20 protein-coding genes are annotated in these 24,971 nt (G+C 66.1%); 9 read left to right on the top strand and 11 right to left on the bottom strand.

Annotation, left to right across the window (positions count from 1 at the left end; translation table 11 throughout):
- Positions 1 to 66: 66 nt before the first annotated feature.
- The 4 genes from alaS to DMR_RS20370 form a co-directional block, all read right to left on the bottom strand.
- Positions 67 to 2,709 (bottom strand): alanine--tRNA ligase, encoded by a 2,643-nt coding sequence (gene alaS / locus DMR_RS20385; protein ID WP_015862940.1) that lies wholly within the window; start codon positions 2,707 to 2,709, stop codon positions 67 to 69.
- 342 nt (positions 2,710 to 3,051) lie between these two features.
- Positions 3,052 to 4,119: a recombinase RecA gene (gene recA / locus DMR_RS20380; RefSeq protein ID WP_015862939.1), complete on the bottom strand. Its 1,068-nt coding sequence runs from the start codon at positions 4,117 to 4,119 to the stop codon at positions 3,052 to 3,054.
- Between the two features lie 130 nt (positions 4,120 to 4,249).
- Positions 4,250 to 4,570, bottom strand: a complete 321-nt coding sequence (locus DMR_RS20375; protein WP_015862938.1) for a nucleotidyltransferase family protein — start codon at positions 4,568 to 4,570, stop codon at positions 4,250 to 4,252.
- Entirely contained in the window at positions 4,570 to 4,995 is a 426-nt protein-coding gene (locus DMR_RS20370) for a nucleotidyltransferase substrate binding protein (RefSeq protein ID WP_043601254.1), read from the bottom strand. Before DMR_RS20370 ends, DMR_RS20375 begins: the two co-directional genes overlap by 1 nt.
- Positions 4,996 to 5,263: 268 nt before the next feature.
- Here DMR_RS20370 and DMR_RS20365 point away from each other — a divergent pair, with 268 nt between their 5' ends.
- On the top strand, positions 5,264 to 6,331 hold the full coding sequence (locus DMR_RS20365; protein ID WP_015862936.1) for a hypothetical protein: 1,068 nt from the start codon (positions 5,264 to 5,266) through the stop codon (positions 6,329 to 6,331).
- Between the two features lie 192 nt (positions 6,332 to 6,523).
- On the opposite strand, the gene DMR_RS20360 is transcribed toward DMR_RS20365, so the two are convergent.
- The gene (locus tag DMR_RS20360; protein ID WP_015862935.1) at positions 6,524 to 7,699 is read right to left on the bottom strand and encodes a geranylgeranyl reductase family protein; all 1,176 of its coding nucleotides are present in this window, start codon (positions 7,697 to 7,699) and stop codon (positions 6,524 to 6,526) included.
- A gap of 140 nt (positions 7,700 to 7,839) precedes the next feature.
- Between DMR_RS20360 and DMR_RS20355 the strand changes: the two genes are divergently transcribed.
- Together DMR_RS20355 and DMR_RS20350 are read left to right on the top strand one after the other, a co-directional pair.
- Entirely contained in the window at positions 7,840 to 8,502 is a 663-nt protein-coding gene (locus DMR_RS20355) for an HAD family hydrolase (RefSeq protein ID WP_015862934.1), read from the top strand.
- Between the two features lie 147 nt (positions 8,503 to 8,649).
- On the top strand, positions 8,650 to 9,366 hold the full coding sequence (locus DMR_RS20350) for a YybH family protein (RefSeq protein WP_232502844.1): 717 nt from the start codon (positions 8,650 to 8,652) through the stop codon (positions 9,364 to 9,366).
- 106 nt (positions 9,367 to 9,472) lie between these two features.
- Here the strand turns inward: DMR_RS20350 and DMR_RS20345 are convergent, their stop codons facing one another.
- Complete coding sequence (locus tag DMR_RS20345; protein ID WP_015862932.1) at positions 9,473 to 10,105, bottom strand: XTP/dITP diphosphatase; 633 nt, start codon at positions 10,103 to 10,105, stop codon at positions 9,473 to 9,475.
- A 111-nt stretch (positions 10,106 to 10,216) separates the two neighbouring features.
- On the opposite strand from DMR_RS20345, the gene rimO reads away from it, so the two are divergent.
- The 5 genes from rimO (at position 10,217) to DMR_RS20320 (ending at position 16,294) form a co-directional block, all read left to right on the top strand.
- The gene (gene rimO / locus DMR_RS20340; protein ID WP_173362499.1) at positions 10,217 to 11,506 is read left to right on the top strand and encodes a 30S ribosomal protein S12 methylthiotransferase RimO; all 1,290 of its coding nucleotides are present in this window, start codon (positions 10,217 to 10,219) and stop codon (positions 11,504 to 11,506) included.
- Between the two features lie 97 nt (positions 11,507 to 11,603).
- Positions 11,604 to 13,334, top strand: a complete 1,731-nt coding sequence (locus DMR_RS20335) for a 30S ribosomal protein S1 (RefSeq protein WP_015862930.1) — start codon at positions 11,604 to 11,606, stop codon at positions 13,332 to 13,334.
- On the top strand, positions 13,321 to 14,259 hold the full coding sequence (sppA, locus tag DMR_RS20330) for a signal peptide peptidase SppA (protein ID WP_015862929.1): 939 nt from the start codon (positions 13,321 to 13,323) through the stop codon (positions 14,257 to 14,259). Before DMR_RS20335 ends, sppA begins: the two co-directional genes overlap by 14 nt.
- 158 nt (positions 14,260 to 14,417) lie before the next feature.
- Positions 14,418 to 15,293: a fumarylacetoacetate hydrolase family protein gene (locus DMR_RS20325; RefSeq protein ID WP_015862928.1), complete on the top strand. Its 876-nt coding sequence runs from the start codon at positions 14,418 to 14,420 to the stop codon at positions 15,291 to 15,293.
- A 125-nt stretch (positions 15,294 to 15,418) separates the two neighbouring features.
- Positions 15,419 to 16,294, top strand: coding sequence for a proline iminopeptidase-family hydrolase (locus DMR_RS20320; RefSeq protein ID WP_015862927.1), 876 nt, complete (start codon positions 15,419 to 15,421; stop codon positions 16,292 to 16,294).
- 9 nt (positions 16,295 to 16,303) lie between these two features.
- Here DMR_RS20320 and DMR_RS20315 read toward each other — a convergent pair whose 3' ends face one another.
- The 4 genes from DMR_RS20315 to DMR_RS20300 form a co-directional block, all read right to left on the bottom strand.
- Complete coding sequence (locus DMR_RS20315; RefSeq protein WP_015862926.1) at positions 16,304 to 16,552, bottom strand: hypothetical protein; 249 nt, start codon at positions 16,550 to 16,552, stop codon at positions 16,304 to 16,306.
- A 119-nt stretch (positions 16,553 to 16,671) separates the two neighbouring features.
- Positions 16,672 to 18,177 carry a 4-alpha-glucanotransferase gene (malQ, locus tag DMR_RS20310; protein ID WP_015862925.1) on the bottom strand — a complete coding sequence of 502 codons (1,506 nt, stop codon included), beginning with the start codon at positions 18,175 to 18,177 and terminating at the stop codon, positions 16,672 to 16,674.
- A gap of 304 nt (positions 18,178 to 18,481) precedes the next feature.
- Entirely contained in the window at positions 18,482 to 20,404 is a 1,923-nt protein-coding gene (glgB, locus tag DMR_RS20305; RefSeq protein WP_015862924.1) for a 1,4-alpha-glucan branching protein GlgB, read from the bottom strand.
- A 94-nt stretch (positions 20,405 to 20,498) separates the two neighbouring features.
- The gene (locus DMR_RS20300) at positions 20,499 to 21,338 is read right to left on the bottom strand and encodes an MBL fold metallo-hydrolase (protein WP_015862923.1); all 840 of its coding nucleotides are present in this window, start codon (positions 21,336 to 21,338) and stop codon (positions 20,499 to 20,501) included.
- Between the two features lie 103 nt (positions 21,339 to 21,441).
- Here DMR_RS20300 and DMR_RS20295 point away from each other — a divergent pair, with 103 nt between their 5' ends.
- Positions 21,442 to 21,747, top strand: a complete 306-nt coding sequence (locus tag DMR_RS20295; protein ID WP_043602067.1) for an SH3 domain-containing protein — start codon at positions 21,442 to 21,444, stop codon at positions 21,745 to 21,747.
- A gap of 86 nt (positions 21,748 to 21,833) precedes the next feature.
- Here the strand turns inward: DMR_RS20295 and DMR_RS20290 are convergent, their stop codons facing one another.
- Complete coding sequence (locus DMR_RS20290) at positions 21,834 to 24,746, bottom strand: insulinase family protein (protein ID WP_043601248.1); 2,913 nt, start codon at positions 24,744 to 24,746, stop codon at positions 21,834 to 21,836.
- Between the last annotated feature and the right edge of the window lie 225 nt (positions 24,747 to 24,971).

The raw sequence follows: 24,971 nt of genomic DNA, 5'->3' as shown, positions 1-24,971 counted from the left end.
ACTTCCCCCGGTGGGGTTTCCAAAGGGGCTCAGCCCCTTTGGCCGCCGGAGGCATTCTTCCTCTTGTTACCCCGCCACAGCGGCCTTGACCTTGGCCAAGGCTTCGTCGATGCCGGCCGGGTTCGTGCCGCCGGCCTGGGCCATGTCGGGACGGCCGCCGCCGGAGCCGCCGACGGCCGCCGCGGCGTCCTTGATGAGCGTCGGGGCGGTGAAGCGGTCGTGGAGGTCCTTGCTGACGGCCACGATCAGGCTCACCTTGCCGCCTTCCTGCTCCGAGGCGATGGCCACGACGCCGGAGGGCAGTTTGCTTCGCAGATCGTCCATGGCCTCGCGCATGGCCTTGACGCTGGGGGCGTCCACCCGGGCGCACAGGACCTTGACGCCGCCGATCTCCTCAAGGCCGGCCATGAGGTCGCGACCCTGGCCCGAGGCCAGCTTGGCGGCCAGCTGTTCCTTGTCCTTGCCCAGAGCTTTGATCTCATCCAGCAGCTTCTTGACGCGCGCGCCGAGTTCGCCCGGCTTGGCCTTGACGGTTTTGAGCGCCTCATCGAGTTCGCCGCGCATCTCGCGCACGTGGCGCAGGGCGTTTACGCCCGTGACCGCCTCGATGCGGCGGGTGCCGGCCGCGACGCCGGACTCCGAGAGAATGTAGAAGCTGCCGGCCTGGCCGGTGGCGCCGATGTGGGTGCCGCCGCACAGTTCCATGGACACGCCCGGCACTTCGACCACGCGTACCACGTCGCCGTATTTCTCGCCGAAAAGGGCGGTGGCTCCCTTGGCCCGGGCGGCTTCGATGCCGAGTTCTTCAACAACCACCGGCGCGTCCAGCAGGATGGCCGCGTTGACCTCGTCCTCGACCCTGGCCAGCTCTTCGGCGGTCATGGCCGAGACGTGGGAGAAGTCGAAGCGCAGGCGGTCCGGGGTGACCAGCGAACCGGCCTGGTTGACGTGGCCGCCAAGGACGTTTTTGAGCGCCTTGTGGAGCAGGTGGGTGCAGGTATGGTTGCGGGCGGTGGCGGCGCGGACGGCGGCGTCCACGACCAGCTCGGCTTCCTGATCGAGCAGGATCTCGCCTTTTTGGACTTGGATGTGATGGGCGGTCAGTTCCGGCCCGGCTTTCATGGTGCCCAGCACGGCCACGTCGCCGGTGAGCGTCGTTACTGTGCCGACGTCGCCGGCCTGGCCGCCGGATTCGCCGTAAAAGGGCGTCACGGCCGAGACCATGTAGCCGGTCTCGCCGGCAATGAGGCGCTCAACAGCCTGGCCTTCGGCGGAAATGAGCGCGTTGACGCGGCTTTTGGCGGTCAGCTCGGTGTAGCCCGTGAACCGGGACTTCATGCCGGATTCGAGCAGCTCCAGGAACAGCACGGCCGGGTCGGTCTCGCCCGAACCCTTCCAGGCTTTCTTGGCCCGGGCCTTCTGCTCGGCCATGCAGACCCGATACCCGTCCTCGTCGGCGGCCATGCCGCGCTTGCCGGCCACGTCGTTGACGATGTCCAGCGGAAATCCGTAGGTGTCGTAGAGCTTGAAGGCGAATTCGCCGGTGATGGTGGTTTCGCCGGCAGCGGCCATGCGGTCGAGTTCCTCGGCCAGGATGGCCAGGCCCTTGTCGAGGGTGACGCCGAAGCGTTCTTCTTCCTCGCGCACCACGCGTTCCATGAATTCGCGGCTGGCGACCAGCTCGGGATAGGCCGGCCCCATGACGTCCACCACCACGCCGGCGGTCTTGTAGAGGAAGGGATCGGACAGGCCGATCAATTTCCCGAACCGCAAGGCCCGGCGGATCAGGCGGCGCAGCACGTAGCCCCGGCCCTCGTTGGAGGGCATGACGCCGTCGGCCAAAAGGAAGGCCACCGAGCGGCTGTGGTCGCCGATGACGCGCAGGGCGGTGTCGTGCTCGTCGTTGTCGCCGTAGGTCACCCCGGCGATCTGGGCGGCCGAGCTGATGATGGTCTGGAACAGGTCGATGTCGAAATTGGAGTGCACGCCCTGGACGACGGCGGCGATGCGTTCCAGGCCCATGCCGGTGTCGATGCTCGGCCGGGGCAGGGCCACGCGGTTGCCGGGCTCGATCTGGTCGAACTGCATGAACACGAGGTTCCAGATTTCGAGGTAGCGGTCGCAGTCGCAGGTGCCGATGCCGCAGTTCGGGCCGCAGCCCACTTCCTCGCCCCGGTCGTACATGATTTCCGAGCAGGGGCCGCAGGGGCCGGTGTCGCCCATGGACCAGAAGTTGTCCTTCTCGCCCAGGCGGAAGATGCGTTCGTCGGACAGGCCGGCGATCTTTTTCCACAGCCCGTGGGCCTCGTCGTCGTCGAGGTAGACCGTGGCGTAGAGGCGCGATTTGTCCAGGCCGATCACCTCGGTGAGAAATTCCCAGGCGAACGTGATGGCGTCTTCCTTGAAGTAGTCGCCAAAGGAGAAGTTGCCGAGCATCTCGAAAAAGGTGTGGTGGCGGGCGGTGCGGCCGACGTTTTCCAGGTCGTTGTGCTTGCCGCCCACGCGCAGGCACTTCTGGGAGGTGGTGGCCCGGGAGTAGCCGGGCTTGTCCTGGCCCAGGAACACCTTCTTGAACTGCACCATGCCGGCGTTGGTGAACAGGAGCGTGGGGTCTTCGCGCGGCACCAGCGGCGAGGACGCCACGACCTGATGACCCTTGGACGCGAAATATTCCAGAAACTTGGCGCGAATCTCGGTTGCCGTCATCATTGTATGTATGCCTCCGCATGGGGATGGAAGACCAAAGGACGCATCCCCCGCATCTTCCTCGATAGCTTTGTTGTCAGCTGCAAGACGAAGAGCCAGGAGGGGCTTTGCCCCTCCCGGACCCTCCCCATCGGGGGGATGATCCCCCCGAACCCCCGCAAGGGGGTGAAATATGTGCGCGACCGCCGTTGGTGATCGACCGGCTTTAGAACCAACCGGCTTTTAACGCGTCCGGCCGCCTACGGAGCAACGCCCGCCCCCGTAAACCCCCTTTCAGGGAGGGTCCGGGAGGGGGTTACCCCCTCCCGGCCGCCGGAGGCACTCTTCTCTTCTAAATTTACGGCTCTACATCCCGTCTTCTTCTTCCATCACCTCGGGCGAAGGCGGCGGCACGTATTCGGCGAAGCCGAGGTGTTCGCGCAGTTTACCTTCGATCTGGTCGCGGATGTCGGTGTGTTCCTGCAGGAAGGCCCGCACGTTGTCGCGGCCCTGGCCCAGGCGTTCGGAACCGAAGGCGAACCAGGCGCCGGACTTGTCGACGATGCCGGCTTCGACGCCCATGTCGATGAGTTCGCCTTCGCGGGACACGCCGGTGCCGTAGAGGATATCGAACAGCGCTTCACGGAAGGGCGGCGCGACCTTGTTCTTGACGACCTTGACCCGGCAGCGGCTGCCGTAGGTTTCTTCCTTGTCCTTGAGCGTCTGGATACGGCGGATGTCCAGGCGCACGCTGGCGTAGAATTTGAGCGCGTTGCCGCCGGTGGTGGTTTCCGGGCTGCCGTAGCCGGTCATGCCGATCTTCATGCGGATCTGGTTGATGAAGATGACCGAGGTCTGCGACTTGTGGATGGTGCCGGTGAGTTTGCGCATGGCGTGGGACATGAGCCGGGCCTGTCCGCCGACCTGCGTTTCGCCCATTTCGCCTTCGAGTTCGGCCTGGGGGATGAGCGCGGCCACGGAGTCGATGACGACCACGTCCACGGCTCCGGAGCGCACGAGGAGATCGGCGATGTCCAGGGCCTGCTCGCCGAAGTCGGGCTGGGAGATGAGCATTTCCGGGGTGTTGACGCCCAGACGCCGGGCGTAGTTGACGTCGAGGGCGTGTTCGGCGTCAATGAAGGCGGCGGTGCCGCCGAGCTTTTGGGATTCGGCGATGATATGCAGGGCCAGCGTGGTCTTGCCCGAGGATTCCGGGCCGTAAATTTCGGTGATGCGGCCCTTGGGGATGCCGCCGATGCCCAGGGCCAGATCGAGGCCGATGGAGCCGGTGGGGATGGCCGGGATTTTCACATGGGCGGAATCTTCCAGGCGCATGACGGCGCCCTGGCCGTGTTTGCGCTCGATGGTGGTGAGCGCGGTGGCGAGGGCTTCGCTGCGGAACTCTTGGGGGCTTAAAGCGGGCTTTTTGGCCATGTCGCCGTGCTCCTGGCAATGGTGTTTGGGCGCAAGAGCGACCTAGTAGCAAATAGCCTGCCGCCCGGCAACCAAGGCGGCGCGGGGGGAGGCAGGGCGGACGCGGCCGCTTGGAATCCCCGGCCGCCGGTCAGCTGCCGCCGTCGGGGGTGCGGGCGTAAATCACGACGCCAACACGTTCGATGTGTTCGCGCAGGGCGGCGTGATGCAACTGGCCAAAGGCGGAAAGATCAATGACGTAAGGCAGGTCGAGGGCGTCGAGGGCTTCGGCGATGCGGCTTAACTCCCTGGGGGTGAGGGCCTCGCCGCAAAGGGTCAGGTCGATGTCCGAGCCGGGCTTGTGCGTGCCCTTGGCCCGCGATCCGTACAGCACCGCCTGTTCCACGGCGGGATGCGCCGCCAGTACGGCGCGTATGCGCGCCAGCGTCTGCTCGCCAAGTCCGAACGGCATCACGCGGTTCCTGCGTCGTCGTACAGGGCGCGGAATTTTCGGGCCATGTCCGCAAAAGCGGGATGGTGCTCGGCCAGCACCCGCCCGACGATCTCCCGGGCGGTCTGCTGGTCGTAAGTGTGGGACGAGAGATTGCGGTCCCGGATCATCAGCATCCAGGCTTCGCCGTCGGCCAGCAGGCCATTGCGAAAGGCCTCGCGCACGGCCCCCCGGGAGCCGATGATGTTCCCGACGCCCTGGTATTCCAGATAGTCCTTCAAGACGTTCCAAGCCAGTTCATGGGTAAACTCGAAGGCCTGGATCACGCCCTGTTCTTCCAGGGGCGTCAGCGGCCGCGTCCGGGCCAGGGCCGCCGCGTCGGACAGGGCGGCAAGGGCCCGCAGATAGTTGTCGAACCGCTGTTTCCAGCGAATGTCTTCCGGCATCCCAGACCTCTTTGCGCCAGGCGGAAATGGCCCGTCGGGGCGGCTCTCCGGCGCGTTCCACGGCGTTGGCGGGACGACGTCCTGCCCGCGCGCCAGACATGCCCCAAGGCCCGGATAGCCTGTCGATACGCGCATTACAAGGGCCGCCGGCCGCAAGCCGTCCGCTTCCAGTCTCGGCCCCGCCCTGGCGGACACAAACACGCGCCCAACTAAGGCGACTCCCGCCGCGCCCCTTGCCTTCCTTCCGGCGAGGCTTTAGCTACGCCCCATGAAATCCTACCACGCCCTGGCCCTTTTCTCCGGGGGCCTCGACAGCATACTGGCCGCCAAGACCATCGCCGCCCAAGGCCTCGACGTCCTGTGCCTGCATTTCGTCAGCCCCTATTTCGGCAAGCCTCACAAAATCGACCACTGGCGCGCCATCTACGGCCTCGACATCATCCCGGTGGACGTTGCCGAAGAGTACGTCGCCATGCTCTCGGCCGGCCCGGTCCATGGCCTGGGCAAGTTCCTCAATCCCTGCGTGGACTGCAAGATCCTCATGCTGCGCCGGGCCAAGGCCATGCTCGCCGACTACGGCGCGAGCTTCATCATCTCCGGCGAGGTGGTGGGCCAGCGCCCCATGTCCCAGCGCATCGACGCCCTCAACATCATCATCCGCGACTCCGGGACCAAGGGCATCCTGCTGCGGCCGCTGTGCGCCAAACGCCTGCCCGAATCCGACGCCGAAAAAAGCGGCCTGGTCGACCGCGAAAAACTCTTTTCCATGAACGGTCGCGGCCGCAAGGACCAGATGGCCCTGGCCGAACACTATGGGCTGACCGAAATTCCCACCCCGGCCGGCGGCTGCCTGCTCACCGAACAGCCCTCGGCCAAGCGGTTTTTCCCGCTTTTCATGCACAGCACCACGCCGCGCCCCACCGATTTCGACCTGGCCAACATCGGTCGCCAGTTTTGGGCCGGCGACCACTGGCTGGCAATTGGCCGCAACCAGGCCGACAACACGGCCCTGGAGCGCGAGGCCGGCCCCGACGATCTGCTCTTCAAGGTGCGCGACCTGCCCGGCCCCCTGGGCGTGGCCCGCAAATTGCCCGGCGCGGTTTGGGACGACGGGGCCGTGGCCGCCGCCGCCGCCTTTCTCGCCTCCTTCAACCCCAAAGCCCGCAACAGCGACGGCCCGGTGCGCGTGGACGTGGCCGGCTACCCGGGCGGCCACGTCATCGTCAGGCCGTCGCGCCAGACCGCCATCCCCTGGCAGGAGCCGACCTGGGAAGAAGTGAAGGAGAAAAAACGCCTGCGCTTCACCATCTGCGGCGACGGGCGTGGCGATGGGTAATTGGCAGAGAAGATAAGACAAAAGAAGATGAAGATGCCTCCGGCGGCCGGGGGCCTGAGGCCCCCGGACCCCCATATAGAAAAGGGGTAAAGGGGGGCGGTACGGCTCCGGCGGCCGGGAGGGGCTCAGCCCCTCCCGGACCCTCCCGATAGGGGGGATGCGGTCTGGCGTCAGCGTGTCGGCGGGCGGTGGTTAGACGGCCGGGCCTTTGGCGCGGCGCAGCAGGAAACGGTAGGACCGGATGCCGTGCACCATTTCGGCCAAGAGCCTTCCGCCGCCGCGCACGAAACACAAAAGCGGCATGAAGCCCCAGGACTGGCTGGCGTAGAGCACCCGGCGCAGTTTGCGCGACCAGACAAGCTCCGGCAAGATGTCGCGGTTGAGTCCCTTGGCGTAGAGGGCGTGGGGATCGGCCTGCCGGGTCAGCGCCGCCAGGGCCGCCTCGGCGGCCAGCTCGCCGCTGCGCAGGGCGTAGTAGATGCCCTCGCCGAAAAGCGTCTCCACCAGCCCGGCCGCGTCGCCGGCCAGCATCACCCGGCCATGCCACGGCTTTTCGATGTAGTTGCCGTACGGCAGCCCATGCCCCTTGGCCGCGTCGGCCAGCTCGGGCGGCAGCCCCAGAAAACTCACGAACTCCCGGAACTTGGCCCGAAACTCCCGGCCATGCCGGGCGCTATGCCCGCCGATGCCGATGGCCAGCCGGTCGGCATGGGGAAACACCCAGCCGTAGCCGGCCCGCAAAAATCCGGCGTAGACCGTGGGATGCTCGGCCCGCAGATCGGCATGGGCCGGCGCGGCCAGACGCGGATCGTCGCGGTCGATGTAAAATTCCAACGCCCCGCCCATGCCGGCCTTCCAGTTGGCCCCATCAAAAGGACAGGCCCGCCGGACCACGCTGGCCACGCCGTCGCAGCCAAGCACATACCGGCCGCGAAACTCCCGGCCGTCGGCCGTGGTCACCGTGCCCGTGGCCGGATCGACGCGGGAGACGGCCAGCCCCAGGCGCACATCGGCCCCGGCCTTGACCGCCCGGTCGGCTAAATGCTTGTCGAACACCCGCCGTTTGGTGAGATGGAACGGATAAAACATCTCGCCCTGGGCGATGATGTGGTCGCGGAAGCGGATGCAGTAGCCGGCCGGGGCGGCGTTAAAAACACCCGAGGCGAGCAGGCCCTCGGGCGCGTCGCCGAAAACGCGCTCCAGCACGTCCACGGCCTTCCAGGTGAGCAGCCCGGCGCACAGTTTGTCCCGGGGAAATTCGGCCTTGTCGAGGACCAGGACGCTTGCGCCCCGGGAAGCCAGCACATGGGCGGCGGTGGAGCCGGCCGGCCCCGCGCCGACGATGACGACGTCGTGTGTTGGAGTCATGGTGGATCGCAGGCAAAAGGTTGGGGCGCGCCCGGCAATCCCGCCGCCGGGTTGCCAAGGGACGCCGCCCGGGCGTAAAACCGGGCGGAGCATACCCGCGACGCGCCCGGCGGGCAATCCGCCGGCAAGGCAAAATCCCCATGCCCGACACCATTTTCGATGCCGCCGTCTTCGACTTCGACGGCACCCTGGCCGAGCTGGTCCTGGATTTCACGGCCATGAAACAGCTCGTGGCCCGGCAGGCGGCCGCGTTTTTGCCCGCCGTGCCGCCGGCCAACGGCCTGCCGGCTCTGGAATACGCCGCGCAGCTGGCCGCCGCCATCGCCCGGACCGATCCCGACGCTTCCCGGCGCTTCGCCGCCCAGGCCGCCCAGGGCATCGAAGCCATGGAGACCGACGGGGCCGCCCGGGCCAGCCTTTTCCCCGAAACCCGGGCCGCCCTTGCCGCCCTGGCCGGGCGCGGCGTCAAGGTCGGCGTCATTACCCGCAACTGCCGCCGGGCCGTGTTGACGGTCTTTCCCGATCTCCACGATTTCGCCGGCGTGCTCCTGGCCCGCGACGACACACCACGCGTCAAGCCCGATCCCGGCCATCTGCTGGCCGCGCTCCAGGCCCTGGGTGCTTCGCCGGCCCGGTCGCTCATGGTCGGCGACCACCCCATGGACCTGGCCGTGGGCAAGGCCGCCGGCACGCGTACGGCCGCAGTGGCCAGCGGCCACGCCAGCCGCGACGAACTGGCCCGCCACGAACCGGATTATCTGGCGGCCGACGTGGGGGAGTTGGTGGGGAATTTATTGGGATGATGGGGTGATGTGATACAAAAAGAGGAAGAATGCCTCCGGCGGCCAAAGGGCTGAGCCCTTTGGAATCCCACTTGGGGTGGCGGTCGGTGGGGGCGTTGTGGAGGATGGCGTATGGTCCGGGACGCGTGTGCGGTCGAGAGGAAGAGGGTGTTGGCGGCGTTCGCCGCGCTTGTGGCGGCCCTGTGTCTGCTGGCCGGCTGCGGCGGCGGCAAAAAAACCAAGGCCGAGCCGGCCAAGCCCTCGGGGTTCGCCTCGGCCGATGCCAAGAACATCCACGAATTCATTGTCCGTTTTCCGGACGTGGCCGCAAGCGGCGACGCCGGGGCCATGCTGCGCCTATTCACCGAAGACGCCCGTTACGTGCCGCTCTTGGGCAAGGACGTGCGTCCCCTCCGGGGGATCGGCGAACTGGAGCGCCAGCTTCCTGCCTCCCTGGCCGAACAGCGCCGCATGGGACTCGCCATGCAGTGGCGCGAACCCATGAACATCCAGGTCAAGGGCGAGCGGGCCAGCGTGCGGGCCGTGGCCGACCTGCGCTGGAACGAAAACGGCCAAGCCAAACAGGCTGTGATGAGCTGTTATTTCGGCCTGTCGCGCGACGACAACTACCTGTGGCGCATCCGGGAGTTCCACGGCGAACCGGTCGGCCCGAGCTTCAAGGCGCCGCCCCAGACCCAGCCGGCCAAGGCCCCGGCCAAAAAGCCCGTGCGCAAGGAAAAGATCGTCATCCAGGGCGAACCGTCAAAGCCCGCCGCCAAACAGCCCGCCGCCACGCCCGCGCCCCAGCCGGCCCCGCCGCCAGCCCAGGAAAAACCGCCCTACGACGGGCCGCTAGTGGAAGACTCGCCGAAGCCATTTTTCTAGACAGGATGGGGGATGCCTCCGGCGGCTGGGGGCCTGAGGCCCCCAGCCCCCCCCACATGGTCTGCGGCCAGCGGTGCTTTCGCCGGCCGCCGGAGGCATCTTCTTCTTATTCTTGCTCTTTTCCCCGCCAATCTCCCCATTTCTCCACCAATTTCGCCAACGCCTGGCCGCGATGGCTGCGGGCGTTTTTTTCGGTGGGCGTGAGTTCAGCGGCGGTTTTGCCGGCAAGCGCGTCGAAAAAGAGCGGATCGTAGCCGAAACCGCCGTCGCCGGCGGGCGCGAAGGCCACCCGGCCTTCCCAGGCTCCTTCGGCTGTGAGTTCCCGGCCGTCGGGATCGGCCGCAACCACCACCGAGACGAACCGGCAGGTGCGGTCGCCCTCGGGCACGTGGGCCATGACGGTCAGCAGCTTGTCATTGTTGGCGGCGTCGGAGGCGTTTTCGCCGGCGTAGCGGGCCGAATAAACGCCGGGCGCGCCGGACAGGGCGTCCACGCACAGTCCGGAATCGTCGGCCAGGCTCACCAGTCCTGTGGCCTTGGCCACGGCCCAGGCCTTGATACGGGCGTTTTCCAGAAACGTCGTCCCGGTTTCGGGGATTTCGCCGATTTCCGGGAATTCCCCGAGTCCGACCACGGTGACGCCAAGTCCGGCCAGCAGAGCGTTTAATTCCTTGATCTTCCCGGCGTTGCGGGTGGCCAGCACGACCTTGAGGCTGTCTTCCTTTGTCTGGGTATCCATCGGGACTCCTGAAGCTTTTTGCCGCTCCGGCAGGGCTTTTGCCATCCGGGGCAAGCCATGGTAGCCCGGCCCCACATTGCCTGCAAGGATGGAACGAAACCCATGTCCAAGATATACCGCGTCCACACCATCAGCCTTGGCTGCCCCAAGAACCGTGTGGACACTGAAAACGTGCTGGGCGGCCTGCCCTTTGCCACGACCCCGGCGGCCACGCCCGAGGCGGCCGATCTGGTGGTCGTCAACACCTGTTCGTTTATTGCCCCGGCCGTCGAGGAGTCCGTGGCCGCCATCTTGGAAGCCTCCGAGGCCATCCGCGAGCTGTCGCCGCGCCCGGTGTTGGCCGTGCTCGGCTGCCTGCCCTCGCGTTTCGGCCAGGAACTGCGCGACGGTCTGCCCGAAGTCGACATCTGGGGCCTGCCCTCGGAGCTGGACCTCATCCCGGGCCGGCTGGCCAAGGCGCTGTCGGCCGAATCGGCCGCGCCCACCGGCCGTCTGGCCAGCACCCCGCCGTCCTATGCCTACCTCAAAATCGCCGAAGGCTGCGACCACGCCTGCCGCTACTGCACCATCCCGTCGATTCGCGGGCCGCTTGTGAGCAAGCCTCTGGACGCCCTGGTGGAGGAGTCCCGGGGGCTTCTGGACAAGGGCGCGTCGGAGCTCGTTGTGGTGGCCCAGGACGTGGCCGCCTACGGCCGCGATCTGGGGATGAAGGAAGGCCTCAAGGCCCTGCTGGGCAAGCTCCTGCCCCTTTCGGGCCTCAAGTGGCTGCGCCTGCTCTATCTGTACCCGTCCGGGGTGACGGACGATCTGCTTGCTTTCCTGGCCGGGGCCGGCCGGCCCTTCGTGCCGTATTTCGACATCCCGTTCCAGCACGTCCAACCGGACATGCTGGCCGCCATGGGCCGGCCCAAGGCGGCCTCGGCCGAGACGGTGGTGGCCCGGGTGCGCCGCCATTTTTCGGACGCCGCCCTGCGCTCGACCTTCATCGTGGGGCTTCCTGGCGAAAAGAAAGAACATTTCGAGACGCTGCTGCGGTTTGTCAATGAAGCCAGGCTCAACCATGTTGGCGTGTTCCCCTACCACCGCGAGGAAGGCACCCCGGCGGCGGCCATGGCCGGACAGGTGCGCAGCGACGTCAAGGCCCGGCGGGTGGAGGCGGTCATGGCCGCCCAGCGGGAAATCAGCGCCGATTTGCTGGAAGACTGGGTCGGCCGCGACACGGAAGTGCTGGTGGACAGCGTTCATCCCGAATGGCCGGGGCTGCATGTCGGTCGCACCTGGTTCCAGGCCCCGGAGATCGACGGGGTGACGTATGTCAGCGGCCCGGGCGTCGCGCCGGGCAACATGGTCACGGCCACCATCGAAGACTCCAAGGATTACGATCTGGTCGGCTTGGCATAAGCCGGAGGGCGACGCCCTTTTGGGTTGTGTGTTCGCGGGCTTTCTGCTATTAGCACAAATCCTTTTTGAAGGGATAGATCGCGTTGGAGGTCAACTCATGGACAAAACTCAGGAAATGCAGAACAATTCTAACATGGATATGGAAGTCAACTTCGAAGACGCGCTGGAAAATTACCTCAATGAGGATTTCGGCGACCTGGAAGAAGGCTCCATTACCCCGGGCGTCGTGGTCCGAATCGGCAAGGAGCACGTCCTGGTGGACGTCAACTTCAAGTCCGAAGGCCAGATTCCCGTCAGCGAATTCATGGACGCGCTCGGCGAGCTGGAAGTCAAAGTCGGCGACCAGATCGACGTGTACGTCGTCTCCAAGAACGAATCCGAAGGCACCATCATCATGTCCCGCGAGCGGGCCAAGAGGATGCAGCTTTTTGATAAGCTCGAGGAAATCCAGGAAAAAGATGACGTCATCAGCGGTAAGATCGTGCGTCGCATCAAAGGCGGCTACACGGTCGATCTCGGCGGCGTCGAAGCCTTTCTGCCCGGTTCCCACGTCGATCTGCGCCCCGTGCCCGACATGGATGCCCTGGTCGGCCAGGAATTCGAATTCCGCGTGCTCAAGATCAACCGTCGCCGCAGCAACGTCATCGTTTCCCGCCGCGTGCTCCTGGAAGAGCGCCGGGATTCCATGCGCAAAGACCTCCTCAAGACCCTCGAAGAGGGCCAGACCGTTACCGGTCGGGTCAAGAACATCACCGAGTACGGCGTTTTCGTCGACCTCGGCGGCCTCGACGGCCTCATGCACATCACCGACATGTCCTGGAAGCGCATCAAGCATCCCAAAGAGCTGGTGCATCTGGGAGACGAACTGGAACTGAAGGTCCTTTCCTTCGACCAGGACAAGCAGAAAGTGTCCCTGGGCATGAAGCAGCTCATCGCCGATCCCTGGGAAAACATCGCCGGCAAGTATCCCGAAGACACCCGCATGTCCGGCAAGGTCACCAACCTTGTCGACTACGGCGCCTTCGTCGAGCTTGAGCCCGGCGTCGAAGGGCTGGTCCACATCTCCGAGATGTCCTGGACCCGCAAGCTGCGCCACCCGAGCCAGATGGTCCACGTCGGCGACGAAGTCGAAGTGGTCGTGCTGTCCGTTGATCCGGACAAGAAGCGCATCTCGCTGGGCATGAAGCAGGTTCGCCCGAATCCGTGGGATATTGTGGCCGAGAAGTACCCCGAGGGCACCATCCTTGAGGGTTCGGTCAAAAACATCACCGAGTTCGGCATCTTCATCGGCATCGAGGACGGCATTGACGGCCTGATCCACGTCTCCGACATCTCCTGGACCAAAAAGGTCCGCCACCCCGGCGAGATGTTCAAGAGCGGCGACATCGTCATGGCCAAGGTCCTTACCGTCGACAAAGAGAACGAGAAGTTCACCCTGGGCATCAAGCAGCTCTCCGAAGATCCCTGGACCCGCGTGCCCGACACCTACCCGGTCGGCGCCATGGTCAAGGGCACGGTGACCAACATCACCGACTTCGGCCTGTTCGTGGAAGTGGAAGAAGGCATCGAAGGCCTGGTCCACGTCTCCGAAATCAGCCGCAAGAAGGTCAAGACGCCTGCCGAGATCTACAAGGAAGGCGACGAGATCGAAGCCAAGGTCATCCACGTCTCCGCCGACGAGCGCCGCCTGGGCCTGTCCATCAAGTCCATCAAGGACGAAGAGGACAAGAAAAAGGCCAAGGAATTCCGCACCGCCGGTCCTTCCGACACCGGAAGCAATCTGGGCGAGCTCCTGCGCCAGAAACTGGAAGAGGATGCCCAGCGCTAATCAACCGCTCTCTGTCAGACGTCCGGCTCTGTTCGGATGCCTGATTGCCGTCGCGGCCGTGATCCTGGTTTTCGGGATCGCGGCCGCGTTCGGCGTTTTCGGCCATGACGAGGAGGGCGAATCCCTGCTCGGGCTGGCTGAGGCCCGCATCGGCGTGGTGCGCGTCGAAGGCCCGATAAACGACGCCGAAGAGGTCGTGGCCTTTATCCGCAAACTGCGCGAGGACGACACCGTCAAGGGCGTCATTTTACGCATCAATTCCCCTGGCGGAGCCTTTGGGCCGTCCCAGGAAATGTACATGGCCGTCAAACGCCTGCGGGCCAAAAAGCCCGTCGTGGCCTCCTTTTCCGCCGTGGCCGCCTCGGGCGGGTATTACGCCGCCTGCGCGGCTGACCGCATCTTTTCCAACCCCGGCTCCATCACCGGCAGCATCGGCGTCATCACCCAGCTGGCCAACGCCCGGGAGCTCATGCAAAAGCTGGGGCTGAGCATGGATTCGCTCACCACCGGCAAGCTCAAGGACGCCGGCAGTCCTTTCAAGCAGCTGTCCGACGAGCAGCGCGCCTACCTTGAAGGCCTCATCAACGACCTCAACGCCCAGTTCAGCGGCGACGTGGCCAAGGAGCGGAAGTTGACTCCCGAAGCCGTGGCGCTCATCGCCGACGGCCGGGCCATGACCGGGGCGCGTGCCCAGGCCATCGGCCTTGTGGACGAACTCGGCGGCCAGGAAGATGCCGTGGGTTACTTGAAAAAAGAGCTTGGCCTCAAGGGCGAGGTGCCGCTTTTCAAGGGGCCAAAGAAAAAGAACAGTTTCTTCGAAAAGCTGTCTTCCTCCCTGCCCCTGGTCGATCCGCGCGGCGCGGCTGCGCTTGCCGCCCTGGCCGACGCCCTGGAAGGCCGTCAGAGCCTGCCCGAACTTCGTTGACCTCGCCCCGCGAGGCTGGTTTACCTAGACTCCAAGCCAAGTTACGGCCTCCTGCTTCCGGCGTATGAGAACCTTCATGCGGCCCTCGCCAGCGCCGTGTCTTGACGATAAAGCGCCTGTGCTCCTAGGGTTGTCGTCGTAGCAACCAAGGAGTGCCCATGCGTCTCGTTTCCTTCGCCCAAAACGACGGACCTCGCCTGGGCGTACGCCTGGGCGATGTGCTCATCGATCTTTCCCAGCTTGACGACAGCCTTCCGCGCGACATGATCGCCTTCCTGGCCGGCGGCCAGGAAGCGTTCGACGCCGTACGGACGGCCGCTGATAATGCGCCTCCGGCCGCCCAAATGCGCTTTTCGTCGGCCAAACTGCTGCCCGTCGTGCCGCGCCCCGGCAAGATCATCTGCGTGGGGCTCAATTACGTGGACCACGCCGTGGAAATAAGCCCCCGCAACCTGCCTGACCACCCGACCTTCTTCGCCCGCCTGGCTTCGACCCTTGTCGCCCACAACGAACCGCTCCTGCGCCCTATGGTTTCGACCAAACTCGATTTCGAGGGCGAGCTGGCCGTCATCATCGGCAAGCCCGGCCGACTGATCCCCAAAAACCAGGCCCTGGCCCACGTGGGCGGTTACGCGCTGTTTAACGAAGGTTCCGTGCGCGACTACCAGTTTCGCACCTCCCAGTGGTTTCTCGGCAAGAATTTCGACGGCACCGGCGCGTTCGGCCCGGAGCTGTGCACTCCCGACGAACTGCCGCCTGGAGCAAGCGGCCTGCTTTTGTGCACCCGCGTCAATGGCGAACTGGTCCAGGAAGCCACCACCACGGACATGCTCTTTCCCGTTCCCGCGCTCATTGCCGCCTTGTCCGAGGCCATGACCCTGCAGCCCGGCGACGTCATCGTCACCGGCACGCCCTCCGGCGTGGGCTTTGCCCGTAAACCGCCACGCTACCTCAAACCCGGCGACGTCTGCGAAATCGAACTGGAAAGCTACGGCGTGCTGCGCAATCCCGTGGCCGACGCCCTCGGCGAGTAGGAAACGGCAAGAAGGGGTGAGGCCGCCTGGGGCTGGGCCGAACGCTCGCAGGTCCGACCATTTGGGCAACGACGACGGCCGGATGGCCTCGGTGGAAGTGCTATGCTGTTGCAAGGAGGCTTTTGATGCAGACGCAACGCCCGGCTTCCGAGGGGCTGATCAACGTGCCCGGCGGTCGAGTCTTCTACCGCATTGTCGGCCAGGACGCGCCCGGCACGCCCCTTCTCGTCGTCCACGGCGGCCCGGGCCTGCCCCACGACTACCTGGAGCCTCTGGAAGCCCTGGCCAACGCCCGGCCGGTGGTTCTCTACGACCAGCTCGGCTGCGGCCGCTCCGACCGGCCAGACGACCTGTCGCTTTTTGCCCTGCCGCGTTACGTCGAAGAACTTGACGCCGTGCGCCAAGCCTTGGGGCTTATGCAGCTGGCTCTTTTGGGGCAATCCTTTGGCGCGCTGCTCAGCGTAGAATATCTGCTGCGGCGCGGCCAGGAAGGGGTTGAGCGGCTCGTGCTCTCCGGGCCGTGCCTGAGCGCCGCCCGGTTCGCCGCCGATCAGCGGGCGTATCTCACCGCCATGCCCCAAGGGGTGCAAGACGCCGTGGCCGCCGCCGAAGCGGCCGGCGATTACGACAGCGACGCCTATCAGGCGGCCATGGGCGCGTTTTACGCCAAACATGTCTGCCGTCTCGATCCCTGGCCGGACTGCCTCATGCGCGCCATCGAGGGCATGGGCCTGCCCAGCTACCTGCACCTGTGGGGGCCAAGCGAATTCACCCTGACCGGGACCCTGGCCGGCTACGACGCCACCCCGGAGCTGGGGACGATCACCGTGCCGACGCTATTGACCTGCGGCCGCTACGACGAAGCCACGCCCGAGACCACGGCGGACTTCGCCGGCCGCATCCCGGGGGCGCGGCTCACCGTCATCGAGGACGCCAGCCACAGCCACCACTTGGAGCAGCCGGCCCGCTACCTGGAAACCGTCGAGGCGTTTCTCGCCTAGGGCCGCGACTTACCCGCCGACCGACTGGGACGCGGCCATGGCCGTCACCGCTGCGTCCCAGTCGGCCGGGTCGCAGACGTCTTTTTCGATGATCTCGAAAAATTCGCCCTCGGCCAGACGCAGCGCGGCCATGTCCGGGTGTTTGCGCTTAAGCCAGGTGGGCGCTTCCCGGGCTTCGTCCACGTTGTCGGCGGTGAACGTCGCCAGTGGCGTGCGCCCCGTCGCCCCGCACTTGAAGAGCAGATAGGATTTCGTCATGCCAGCCTCCCGTCCGTAAACGGTTCGCCCCCGCAACGCCACCGCTCATCCACCCCGATGGGGGGTCCGGGGGCCTCAGGCCCCCGGCCGCCGGAGGCATCTTCCTCTCTCTTCTTCTCTCAATGATTCCGGCCGAATATCTCGGTCATCCCCCTCAACCGCGCGGCAATGGCCGCGTCGAAGTGGTTGTCCACGGCCCGCCAGGACCAGTTGCCCTTGGCCACAGACGGCATGTTCATGCGCGCGCCTTCGCCCAGGCACAGGATATCCTGCATGGGCGCGATGACCTTGGAGGCGGCGCTTTGCATGATCAGGCGCAGCAGTTCCCAGGGCACCTCCTCATGAGGCACGCGCCGGCCGAGGTAGGCGTAGAGCGATTCCAGGGCCTCGCCGCCGGATTCGCCGCGCGCCCAGCCGAGGGTCGTGTTGTTGTCGTGGGTGCCGGTGTAGGCCACATGGTTGTGTTCGTAGTTGTGGGGCGCGTCGCGGTTTTCGGCGATGCCCGGGCCGAAGGCGAACTGGAGCACGCGCATGCCGGGGAAGTTGAAGGCGGCCATGAGTTCGCGCACTTCGGCGGTAATCACGCCCAAATCCTCGGCGATGATGGGCAGGGCCGGGAAGCGGCGCGTCAGCGTGGTGAAAAGCGCCTGGCCCGGGGCCTTGACCCAGGTGCCGTTTATGGCTGTTGCTTCGCTGGCCGCGATTTCCCAGTAGGCCTCAAAGCCCCGGAAATGGTCCAGGCGCACGATGTCGTAGAGGGCCAGCGTCCGTTCCATGCGCCGCAGCCACCAGGCAAAACCCTCGGCCTCGTGGGCCGGCCAGTCGTAGACCGGATTGCCCCAGCGCTGGCCGGTTTTGCTGAAATAGTCCGGCGGCACCCCGGCCACCCAGACCGGCCGCTTGTCCGGGCCGAGCTTGAACAGCTCCGGGTTGGCCCAGACGTCGGCGCTGTCCTCGGTGACGTAGATGGGCATGTCGCCGATGACCTGGATGTCGGCCTGCCGCAGCTGCGCCCGCAGGGCCGTCCACTGGCTGTGGGCCAGGTACTGCACGAACCGGGCGTATTCGATCTCGTCGGCCATGCGGATTTTCAGCGCATCCAGGGCCGCCGGCTCGCGGTCGCGCAGCCCGGCCGGCCACGAGGCGAAGCCGGCCTCGTGCTGTTCGCGCTTGGCCGCCCGGAATAGGGCGTAATCGTCCAGCCAGCCGGCCGCCTCGCGGCAAAAGACGACATAGGCGGCGTCGCCGGCCAGTCGCTGGCGGCCAGCGGCAAAGGCTGCCCGAAAAAGCGCCTCTTTCTTGGCCTGCGCCTGCTCGAAATCCGCCACGGCCGGATCGCCTTCCACCACGGCCGCCTCCAGGGTTGCCGCGTCCAGCCAGCCGTCCTCGACCATGGCCTCGGGGCTAATGAGCAACGGACTCACGGCAAAGGCCGAATCGCTGCTGTAGGGCGAGTTGCCGATAAAGGTCGACGTCGGCGACAGGGGCAGGATCTGCCAATAGGACTGGGAAGCCTGGCGCAGAAACCGGGCGAAGCGCCGCGCGCCGGGGCCGAAATCGCCGATGCCGAACCGGGAGGGAAGCGAGGTGACGTGCATGAGCACGCCGCTGGCTCTGCGCAGCATGGAAGCTCCTTGCGGGGTGGAAGGGAGGAATGTGGGGGGAGGAAACCCCTTTTTGAAAAAAGGGGTTTCCTCCCCCCACGCCCCCCACCTTCCCCAAAAACTTTTCTCTGGATAGGGATGCCATGGAAGGATGGCAGGGGCAAGGGGGCCAACAGGGCACACACCCCACTCCGCCTGCTTGTGGCTCCCCCGCCCGCCACAGACGGCCAGGGGGTCCGGGGGGATAATCCCCCCGGCAGGTGCAGGGCAGCGCCCTGCCGGGTCACGGGCAGCGCCCGTGCGGGTGCAGGGCAGCGCCCTGCAATTAGGCCGGCCGCAAGAACACGGCGCCAAGGGGCGGCAGGGTCAGCGTCAGGGAATAGGGGCGGTCAAAGCTCTCGACGGCTTCGGCCATGACCGCGCCGGCGTTGCCCAGGCCCGAGCCGCCGTAGGGGCGGGCGTCGCTGTTGAGCAGCTCCCGCCACATGCCGGGCCTGGGCACGCCGACCCGGTAGAACTCGCGCGGCACGGGCGTGAAGTTGAGCACCACCAGCACCATGTCGTCCGGGTCCTTGCCGCGCCGCAAAAAGGCCAGCACGCTGGCTTCGGCGTCGCGGAAATCGACCCATTCGAAGCCTTCGGCCTTGAAATCGCGCTGATGCAGGGCCGGTTCGGACCGGTAGACGGCGTTTAAGTCGGCCACCCATTGCAGCACGCCCTGGTGCGGCGGCGAGTCGAGCAGCTCCCATTGCAGCTCGGCGTCGTGGTTCCATTCCTGCCACTGGGCGAATTCGCCGCCCATGAACAGCAGCTTCTTGCCCGGATGGCCGAACATGAAGCCGTAGAGCAGGCGCAGGTTGGCGAAACGCCGCCAGTCGTCGCCGGGCATTTTGCGGATGAGGCTGCCTTTGCCGTAGACGACCTCGTCGTGGGACAGGGCCAGGACGAAATTTTCGGTAAAGGCGTACCAGATGCCGAAGGTGAGTTCGCCATGGTGGTATTTGCGGAAGATCGGGTCGCGGGAAAAGTAGCGCAACACGTCGTGCATCCAGCCCATGTTCCACTTCATGCCGAACCCCAGGCCGCCGAGGTAGGGCGGGCGCGAGACCATGGGCCAGGATGTGGATTCCTCGGCAATGGTCTCGGTGTCCGGGAAGCGGGCGTAGGTCATTTCATTGAGGCGGCGCAAAAAGTCGATGTTGTCGAGGTTTTCCCGGCCGCCGTGGATGTTGGGAATCCATTCGCCGTCGCGGCGGGAGTAGTCGAGGTAGAGCATGGAGGCCACGGCGTCCACGCGCAGGGCGTCGGCATGGTAGCGGCCCAGCCAGAAAAGCGCGCTGGAGATGAGAAAGGCGCGCACTTCGTAGCGGCCGGTGTTGAAAATGTAGCAGTTCCAGTCCGGGTGGTAGCCCCGGCGCGGATCGGCGTGCTCGTAAAGGTGGGTGCCGTCGAAATAGGACAGGCCGTGGCCGTCGGCCGGGAAATGGGAGGGCACCCAGTCCAGCACCACGCCGACGCCGTTTTGGTGGAGCCGGTCAATAAGGGCCATGAAGTCTTGGGGCGTGCCGTAGCGGCTGGTGGGGGCGAAGTAGCCCAGGGTCTGATAGCCCCAGGAGCCGAAGAAGGGGTGTTCCATGACCGGCAGGAACTCCACGTGGGTGAATCCGGCCCGCAGCACGTGGTCGGTCAGGTGGTCGGCCAGTTCCCGGTAGGACAGGGAACGGTAGCGGTCCTGGTGGACGCGGCGAAACGAGCCCAGGTGCAGTTCGTAGATGGAGATGGGCGAGGCAAAGCCGTTTTTGTCACGGCGGTTTTCCATCCAGGCGGCGTCGTTCCACTGGTAGTCGAGGTCCCAGACGATGGAGGCGGTATGGGGCGAGGTCTCCCAGTAAAAGGCGAAGGGATCGGCCTTGTCGGCCTTGTAGCCGCCGATCTGGGAGTTGATGTGGTATTTGTAGCGCGTGCCCTTGGGCACGCCGGGGATGAAGCATTCGTGGACGCCCGAGGCGTCGTGGCGCACGGCCATGGGGTGGCTGTCGGGGTCCCAGTCGTTGAAGTCGCCGATGACCGAGACGGTGCGGGCGTTGGGAGCCCAGACGGCGAAGTGGACGCCGGGTTCGCCCTCGACCTCCATCATGGCCGAACCGAGCTTGTCGGGCAGATCGAAGTGGTTGCCCTGTTTGAAGAGATAGATGTCTTCCTCGGTCAGGCGTGAAACGTCGTGGCGTATGGGGCTATTCTCCCGCATGCAAGGCTCCTTGGCCGGCCCTGGGGCCGTGCGGGGTTGATAAGCGAAAGGCGGGCGCGGGGCAACGCGCCAGGTACGGGCGGCGCGAGGACGATCAGGAGAAACTCAGGCGCAGGCCGCAGCCAACTTCGTGGACGGGCAGGGTGCGGGACAGGGCGATCTTGGCGGCAAGCGACGTGCAGTGCCCGGGGTAGAGGGCGGCCAGACCGATGCGGCGGAAATAGTCGGCCGTGGCCTCGAAACGGGCCGGATCGGGCTTGCGCAGATGCAGGCCGCCCACCACGGCGGCCACCCGGCGCTGGCCAGTGGTGCGGCGGGCGTGCTCCACGATGTTGCAGATGCCGGCGTGGGAGCAGCCGGTGATGACCACCAGACCGTCGTCACCGTGGTAAGCCAGAGCGGTGTCGTCGGGCAGGTCGTCGGGCACAAGGCCGTCGGGGTCCAGGCGCTGCCCGATGGGCGTGATGTTTTCAAAGGGAAACAGCCGCGGGATTTCGCCAAGAAACAGCAGCCGGTCGGTGATGGGGACCGGCTCGCGCGAAAGGACCAAGTCAAAACACTGGGCCAGGGCGTCGTAGCCAAGGAGCGAACCGATGGGTTCGCCGTGCTCCAGGCGGCGCGGGGTCAGCGCCTGGGGATGGGCGGTGAGCTTTGGCCGATGCGTCCTGCCGGCGTTGGCGGCGTGCTCGGCCAGACAAGCCATGAGCGGCACGATCCCCCAGGTGTGGTCGTTGTGGCCGTGGGAGAGCACCACCTGGTCCAGGTCGGCCAGATCAAGGCCCAGCGTGGCCGCGTTGCGGCGCAACACGTCGGAATAGCCGCAGTCGAAGAGCACCTGCGTGTCGCCGTCCCGCAGATGGAGCGACAGCCCGGGTTCAGCCAGCAGGTAGCAGTCGATGAGGGTGTTGTTGTCCACCAGGACGGTTACTTCCATGATGCAGTTTGTGCCCTGGGGCGAACAAAAGTCAAGGAATTCCTAGACAGTCAGGTCCTGGGCAGGCATATTGGACCCCAAAAAGGCTTTCAAGGGGGAGACCATGAACAAGCGCCTGCTGCCAGCGTTGACCCTGCTGCTCCTGCTCGCCGCCGCCATCGGCGGCTGCAGCGTGTCCATCGGCGTGCCGCCGCCGCCGCCGCCGGCCGGCTACGTCCGGGTGACCGCCGTCGAATCCGTGTATATCCGGGCGTGTCCGTCCACCTCCTGCGACGTGCGCACCGTGGCCTACCGGGGCCAGGCCGTGCGGGTGTGGGAATACGACGCCAACGGCTGGGCCCGCGTGACCCTGGTCGACAGCGGGGCCACGGGCTGGATGTACGCCCGCTATCTGGCCTTGCCGCGCTAACTGCGCCCATGCTGCAAAAAAGCGCCGGACGGCCGAGGGGGCCGTCCGGCGCTTTTGCGTTATGGGAGGCGCGACAGCTTCCAGAACTACAGAACGTCGAGGCGGGCCAGGCCGGGCACGGACGCGCCCAGGGCATCCAGGGAGGCCGACGGCCCCAGGACCACCACGGCCGCGTCGGCGGCGGCCGCGTCCAGAGCCTCGCCGTAAGCCCGGAACCGGGCCGGGCCGGCGGCCAGCACTTCGGCCCGCAGTTTGGCCCGCCGCTCGGCCGTGTCGCCGGTCAGCCGCCTGGCCAGGGCGACATGGCCCTTGGCGTCGGGCAGCATGTGGGCGTCGATGTCGCCGATGGCCCCGATGACGGCCCGGGTCATCTCCTCGTCCGAGAAGCTCGTGTCCATCAGATAGTGGCCCGCCTTGCGGAAGGCCTCGATGGTGGCCTCGGTGTTGGGGTCGCGGTAGGACACGAACACGGCCTGGCCGGCGATGCGGTCCAGGGAGCAAAACGCGCCATACGCCCCACCGCGCACCCGCACCCGGTCCCAGAGATAGGCCATGCGCAGATAGCGGCTGGCCACCAGATCCGCGCCGTCAAAGCTCCAGCCGGTGGTGGTCAGGTCCAGTCCCAGGCCGACGTAGTGAACCTGGGCCGGGATGGCCAGGCCTTCGGCGGCGGGCAGGCCGGGGCGGGACCAGGCCTGGGGCGCGGGGGCGGCCCCGGGCAGGCCGGTGAGGAAATCGGCCAGGGCCGTTTCCTGGGAGGCCATGGCCGCCTCGGACACGGTCAGCCCGGCCAGGGTTCCGGCCCGGGTCAGGACGAGATCGCGCAGGGTTTCCAGGTCGGCCCGCACGCCGTCGTAGTCGGCTTCCAGGCGCGTGGCGAGTTCGCGCAGATACAGCAGCTGGGACACGCCGCGCAGGCGTTCGGCGGTGGCCCCGGACAGGGTGTAGCGGGCGCGCAGGCGCGAGCCGGCCGTGGCATGGCCGGCCGGAGCCAGCCGGCGCTCCAGGCGCGAGCGGGCCTCGGTGGCCATCTGGACAAACCGTTCGCGGTTGCCGAAATCGGTTTTAGTAAGGATTTCACCCAAGATTTCATAGAGATCGGGCATCTTGTCCAGGGTCGCCTTGGCCCGCAGCACGAGTTTGGCCGCCACAGCGTCCGGGCCGGCGTCCACCACCCCGGCCACCATGGCCTCGCGGGTGATGCCGCCGGTCTTGGCCGCGATGCGCCGGGTCAGGGTCACGGCGTCGAAACGCGGCGTGCCCAGTTCCAAAAGCGCCCGGCCAAACAGCGGCACCAGCGGAACAAGGCGGTCGGGCAGGCCGGCCAGGGGAAAGGCCAGATCGACATAGGCGATGCCGGCGGTTTCGATGGGATGGAGCAGCAGCTCGGCTTGGCCGGCTTGGGCGGCGCGCTCGGGAATGGGCGTTTCGTCGCGGGGCAGATCGGCCAGGGCCAGGGACGGGATGCGGGCCAGATCCTCGGGCGTGTCCGGGGTGTCCTGGAACTGGCGCAGGATGTCGAGATCCGCGGCGATGGCGGCCTTGGCGGCCTCGTCCAGGGCGGCGGCCACGGCGGCCAGCTCGGCTTTTTCCTCGGCGACGCGCCGGGCGTCCAGCTCGGTGTCCGGGGTGAGCGTCAAGGTCACGCGGTGGGGATTATCCAGCATCCACAGCCGCATGGCGTCTTCGAGAACCTGCTCGCCGGCAGCCAGCCGGGCCTTGAGCCGGCCCAGGGGACCGGAAAAACGCAAAGGGGACAAGGGGTCGCCGTCGTGCAGCCAGGTAGTCAGAGAGCGCAGCCACAAGGACAGCCCGCGCGGGAACGAGCCGGTGTTGTTTTCGCGCAGGGAAAATTCCAGGGCGTTGACCCCGGCTTCCACGGCGTCGGCCGGCAGGCCCTCGGCAGCCAGCCGGGTCAGGGTTTCGAGGATGAGCGTCTCCACCTGCCCCGTAGCCTCGGGAGCCACGCCCTTGAGGCCCACCGAGAAAAACATCTGGCGCAGTTCGCTCTCCAGCCCACCGCCGGCGAGATCCTCGCCCAGGCCGCTGTCGAGGAGCGCCTTGCGCAGGGGCGAGGTGGGCAGGCCGATGAGCACATGCTCCAGCACGTCGAAAACCATGACCAGATCCTGGTCGGCCACGTCGGGCAGCAGCCAGTTGCAGGCGACAAAGGCGCGCCCGGCCTGGCCCGGGGCGGCGGCGTAGGGCATCTCGATTTTTTTCGGCGCGGCAAAGGGCTGCTGCCGAGCCACGGACGAGGCGGCCGGCCGGGCCTCGAACCGATCGAGGTAGGCCCCAAGCAGGCGCAGGCGCTCATCGGGATCGTCGTTGCCGGCAAAGAAGAAACGGCCGTTGCCGGGATGGTAGTAGGTCTCGTGGAAATTCTTGAAGGCGTCATAGGTCAGCGTCGGGATCACCTTGGGGTCGCCGCCGGAGTCCACGCCGTAGGTAGTGTCGGGAAACAGGGTGCGCTGGCAGAATTCGCCGAGCACGGAATCGGGCGAGGAGTAGACGCCCTTCATTTCATTGAAGACCACGCCGCTGCGGATCAGCTCGCCGCCGTCATTCCATTCAAAATGCCAGCCTTCCTGGAGGAAGACGGCCCGGGGGATGCGGGGGAAGAACACGGCGTCGAGATAGACGTCAACCAGATTATAGAAGTCGCGCAGGTTGGTGGAGGCCACCGGGTAGCAGGTCTTGTCGGGGTAGGTGAAGGCGTTGAGAAAGGTGTTGAGCGACCCTTTGAGGAGTTCGACAAAGGGTTCCTTGACTGGGTATTTTTGCGATCCGCACAGGACCGAGTGTTCGAGGATATGGGGCACGCCGGTGGAGCAGGCGGGCGGGGTGCGGAAGGCCGCGCCGAAAACCTTGTTCTCGTCGTCAGAAATCAGGGAAAGGAGTTCGGCTCCGGTGCGGTCGTGGCGGTAGAGGATGGCCCTGGCGGCGTATTCTTCAACGATTTCGTCGCGAAGGACGGAAAAACCGTATTTCTTGGACATCAGCGCTCCTGCGTTGGCGTTAGGCTGGCGGGCATGGCCGGCCAGGTTTTTTGTACACATTCAGAAGAAATATGCTATAGGCAGCCCAAGGGCTTGGCGCAAGGCGGCCCGAGGCTGGGGAATGGGGGCGCATCCACTTGCGCTGCCTGGCAAAAAGAACTATATGTTAAACCGGAGAACAGAGGGAAGCACCCTGGAAGGTCGTTATTTCAAGAGGTTACGACA

Source organism: Solidesulfovibrio magneticus RS-1 (genome assembly GCF_000010665.1).
Lineage (GTDB): Bacteria > Desulfobacterota > Desulfovibrionia > Desulfovibrionales > Desulfovibrionaceae > Solidesulfovibrio > Solidesulfovibrio magneticus.
Note: the sequence above shows the minus strand (reverse complement) of the source record. Positions and strands in the feature narration are given on the sequence as shown.

Coding starts and splice junctions, on each gene's coding strand:
- glgB (WP_015862924.1), bottom strand. CDS start 20,404: ATGCGGGAGAATAGCCCCATACGCCACGACGTTTCACGCCTGACCGAG.
- DMR_RS20365 (WP_015862936.1), top strand. CDS start 5,264: ATGAAATCCTACCACGCCCTGGCCCTTTTCTCCGGGGGCCTCGACAGC.
- DMR_RS20370 (WP_043601254.1), bottom strand. CDS start 4,995: ATGCCGGAAGACATTCGCTGGAAACAGCGGTTCGACAACTATCTGCGG.
- DMR_RS20335 (WP_015862930.1), top strand. CDS start 11,604: ATGGACAAAACTCAGGAAATGCAGAACAATTCTAACATGGATATGGAA.
- DMR_RS20315 (WP_015862926.1), bottom strand. CDS start 16,552: ATGACGAAATCCTATCTGCTCTTCAAGTGCGGGGCGACGGGGCGCACG.
- recA (WP_015862939.1), bottom strand. CDS start 4,119: ATGGCCAAAAAGCCCGCTTTAAGCCCCCAAGAGTTCCGCAGCGAAGCC.
- DMR_RS20290 (WP_043601248.1), bottom strand. CDS start 24,746: ATGTCCAAGAAATACGGTTTTTCCGTCCTTCGCGACGAAATCGTTGAA.
- malQ (WP_015862925.1), bottom strand. CDS start 18,177: ATGCTGCGCAGAGCCAGCGGCGTGCTCATGCACGTCACCTCGCTTCCC.
- DMR_RS20360 (WP_015862935.1), bottom strand. CDS start 7,699: ATGACTCCAACACACGACGTCGTCATCGTCGGCGCGGGGCCGGCCGGC.
- DMR_RS20320 (WP_015862927.1), top strand. CDS start 15,419: ATGCAGACGCAACGCCCGGCTTCCGAGGGGCTGATCAACGTGCCCGGC.
- DMR_RS20355 (WP_015862934.1), top strand. CDS start 7,840: ATGCCCGACACCATTTTCGATGCCGCCGTCTTCGACTTCGACGGCACC.
- DMR_RS20295 (WP_043602067.1), top strand. CDS start 21,442: ATGAACAAGCGCCTGCTGCCAGCGTTGACCCTGCTGCTCCTGCTCGCC.
- DMR_RS20325 (WP_015862928.1), top strand. CDS start 14,418: ATGCGTCTCGTTTCCTTCGCCCAAAACGACGGACCTCGCCTGGGCGTA.
- DMR_RS20375 (WP_015862938.1), bottom strand. CDS start 4,570: ATGCCGTTCGGACTTGGCGAGCAGACGCTGGCGCGCATACGCGCCGTA.
- DMR_RS20345 (WP_015862932.1), bottom strand. CDS start 10,105: ATGGATACCCAGACAAAGGAAGACAGCCTCAAGGTCGTGCTGGCCACC.
- alaS (WP_015862940.1), bottom strand. CDS start 2,709: ATGATGACGGCAACCGAGATTCGCGCCAAGTTTCTGGAATATTTCGCG.
- DMR_RS20300 (WP_015862923.1), bottom strand. CDS start 21,338: ATGGAAGTAACCGTCCTGGTGGACAACAACACCCTCATCGACTGCTAC.
- sppA (WP_015862929.1), top strand. CDS start 13,321: ATGCCCAGCGCTAATCAACCGCTCTCTGTCAGACGTCCGGCTCTGTTC.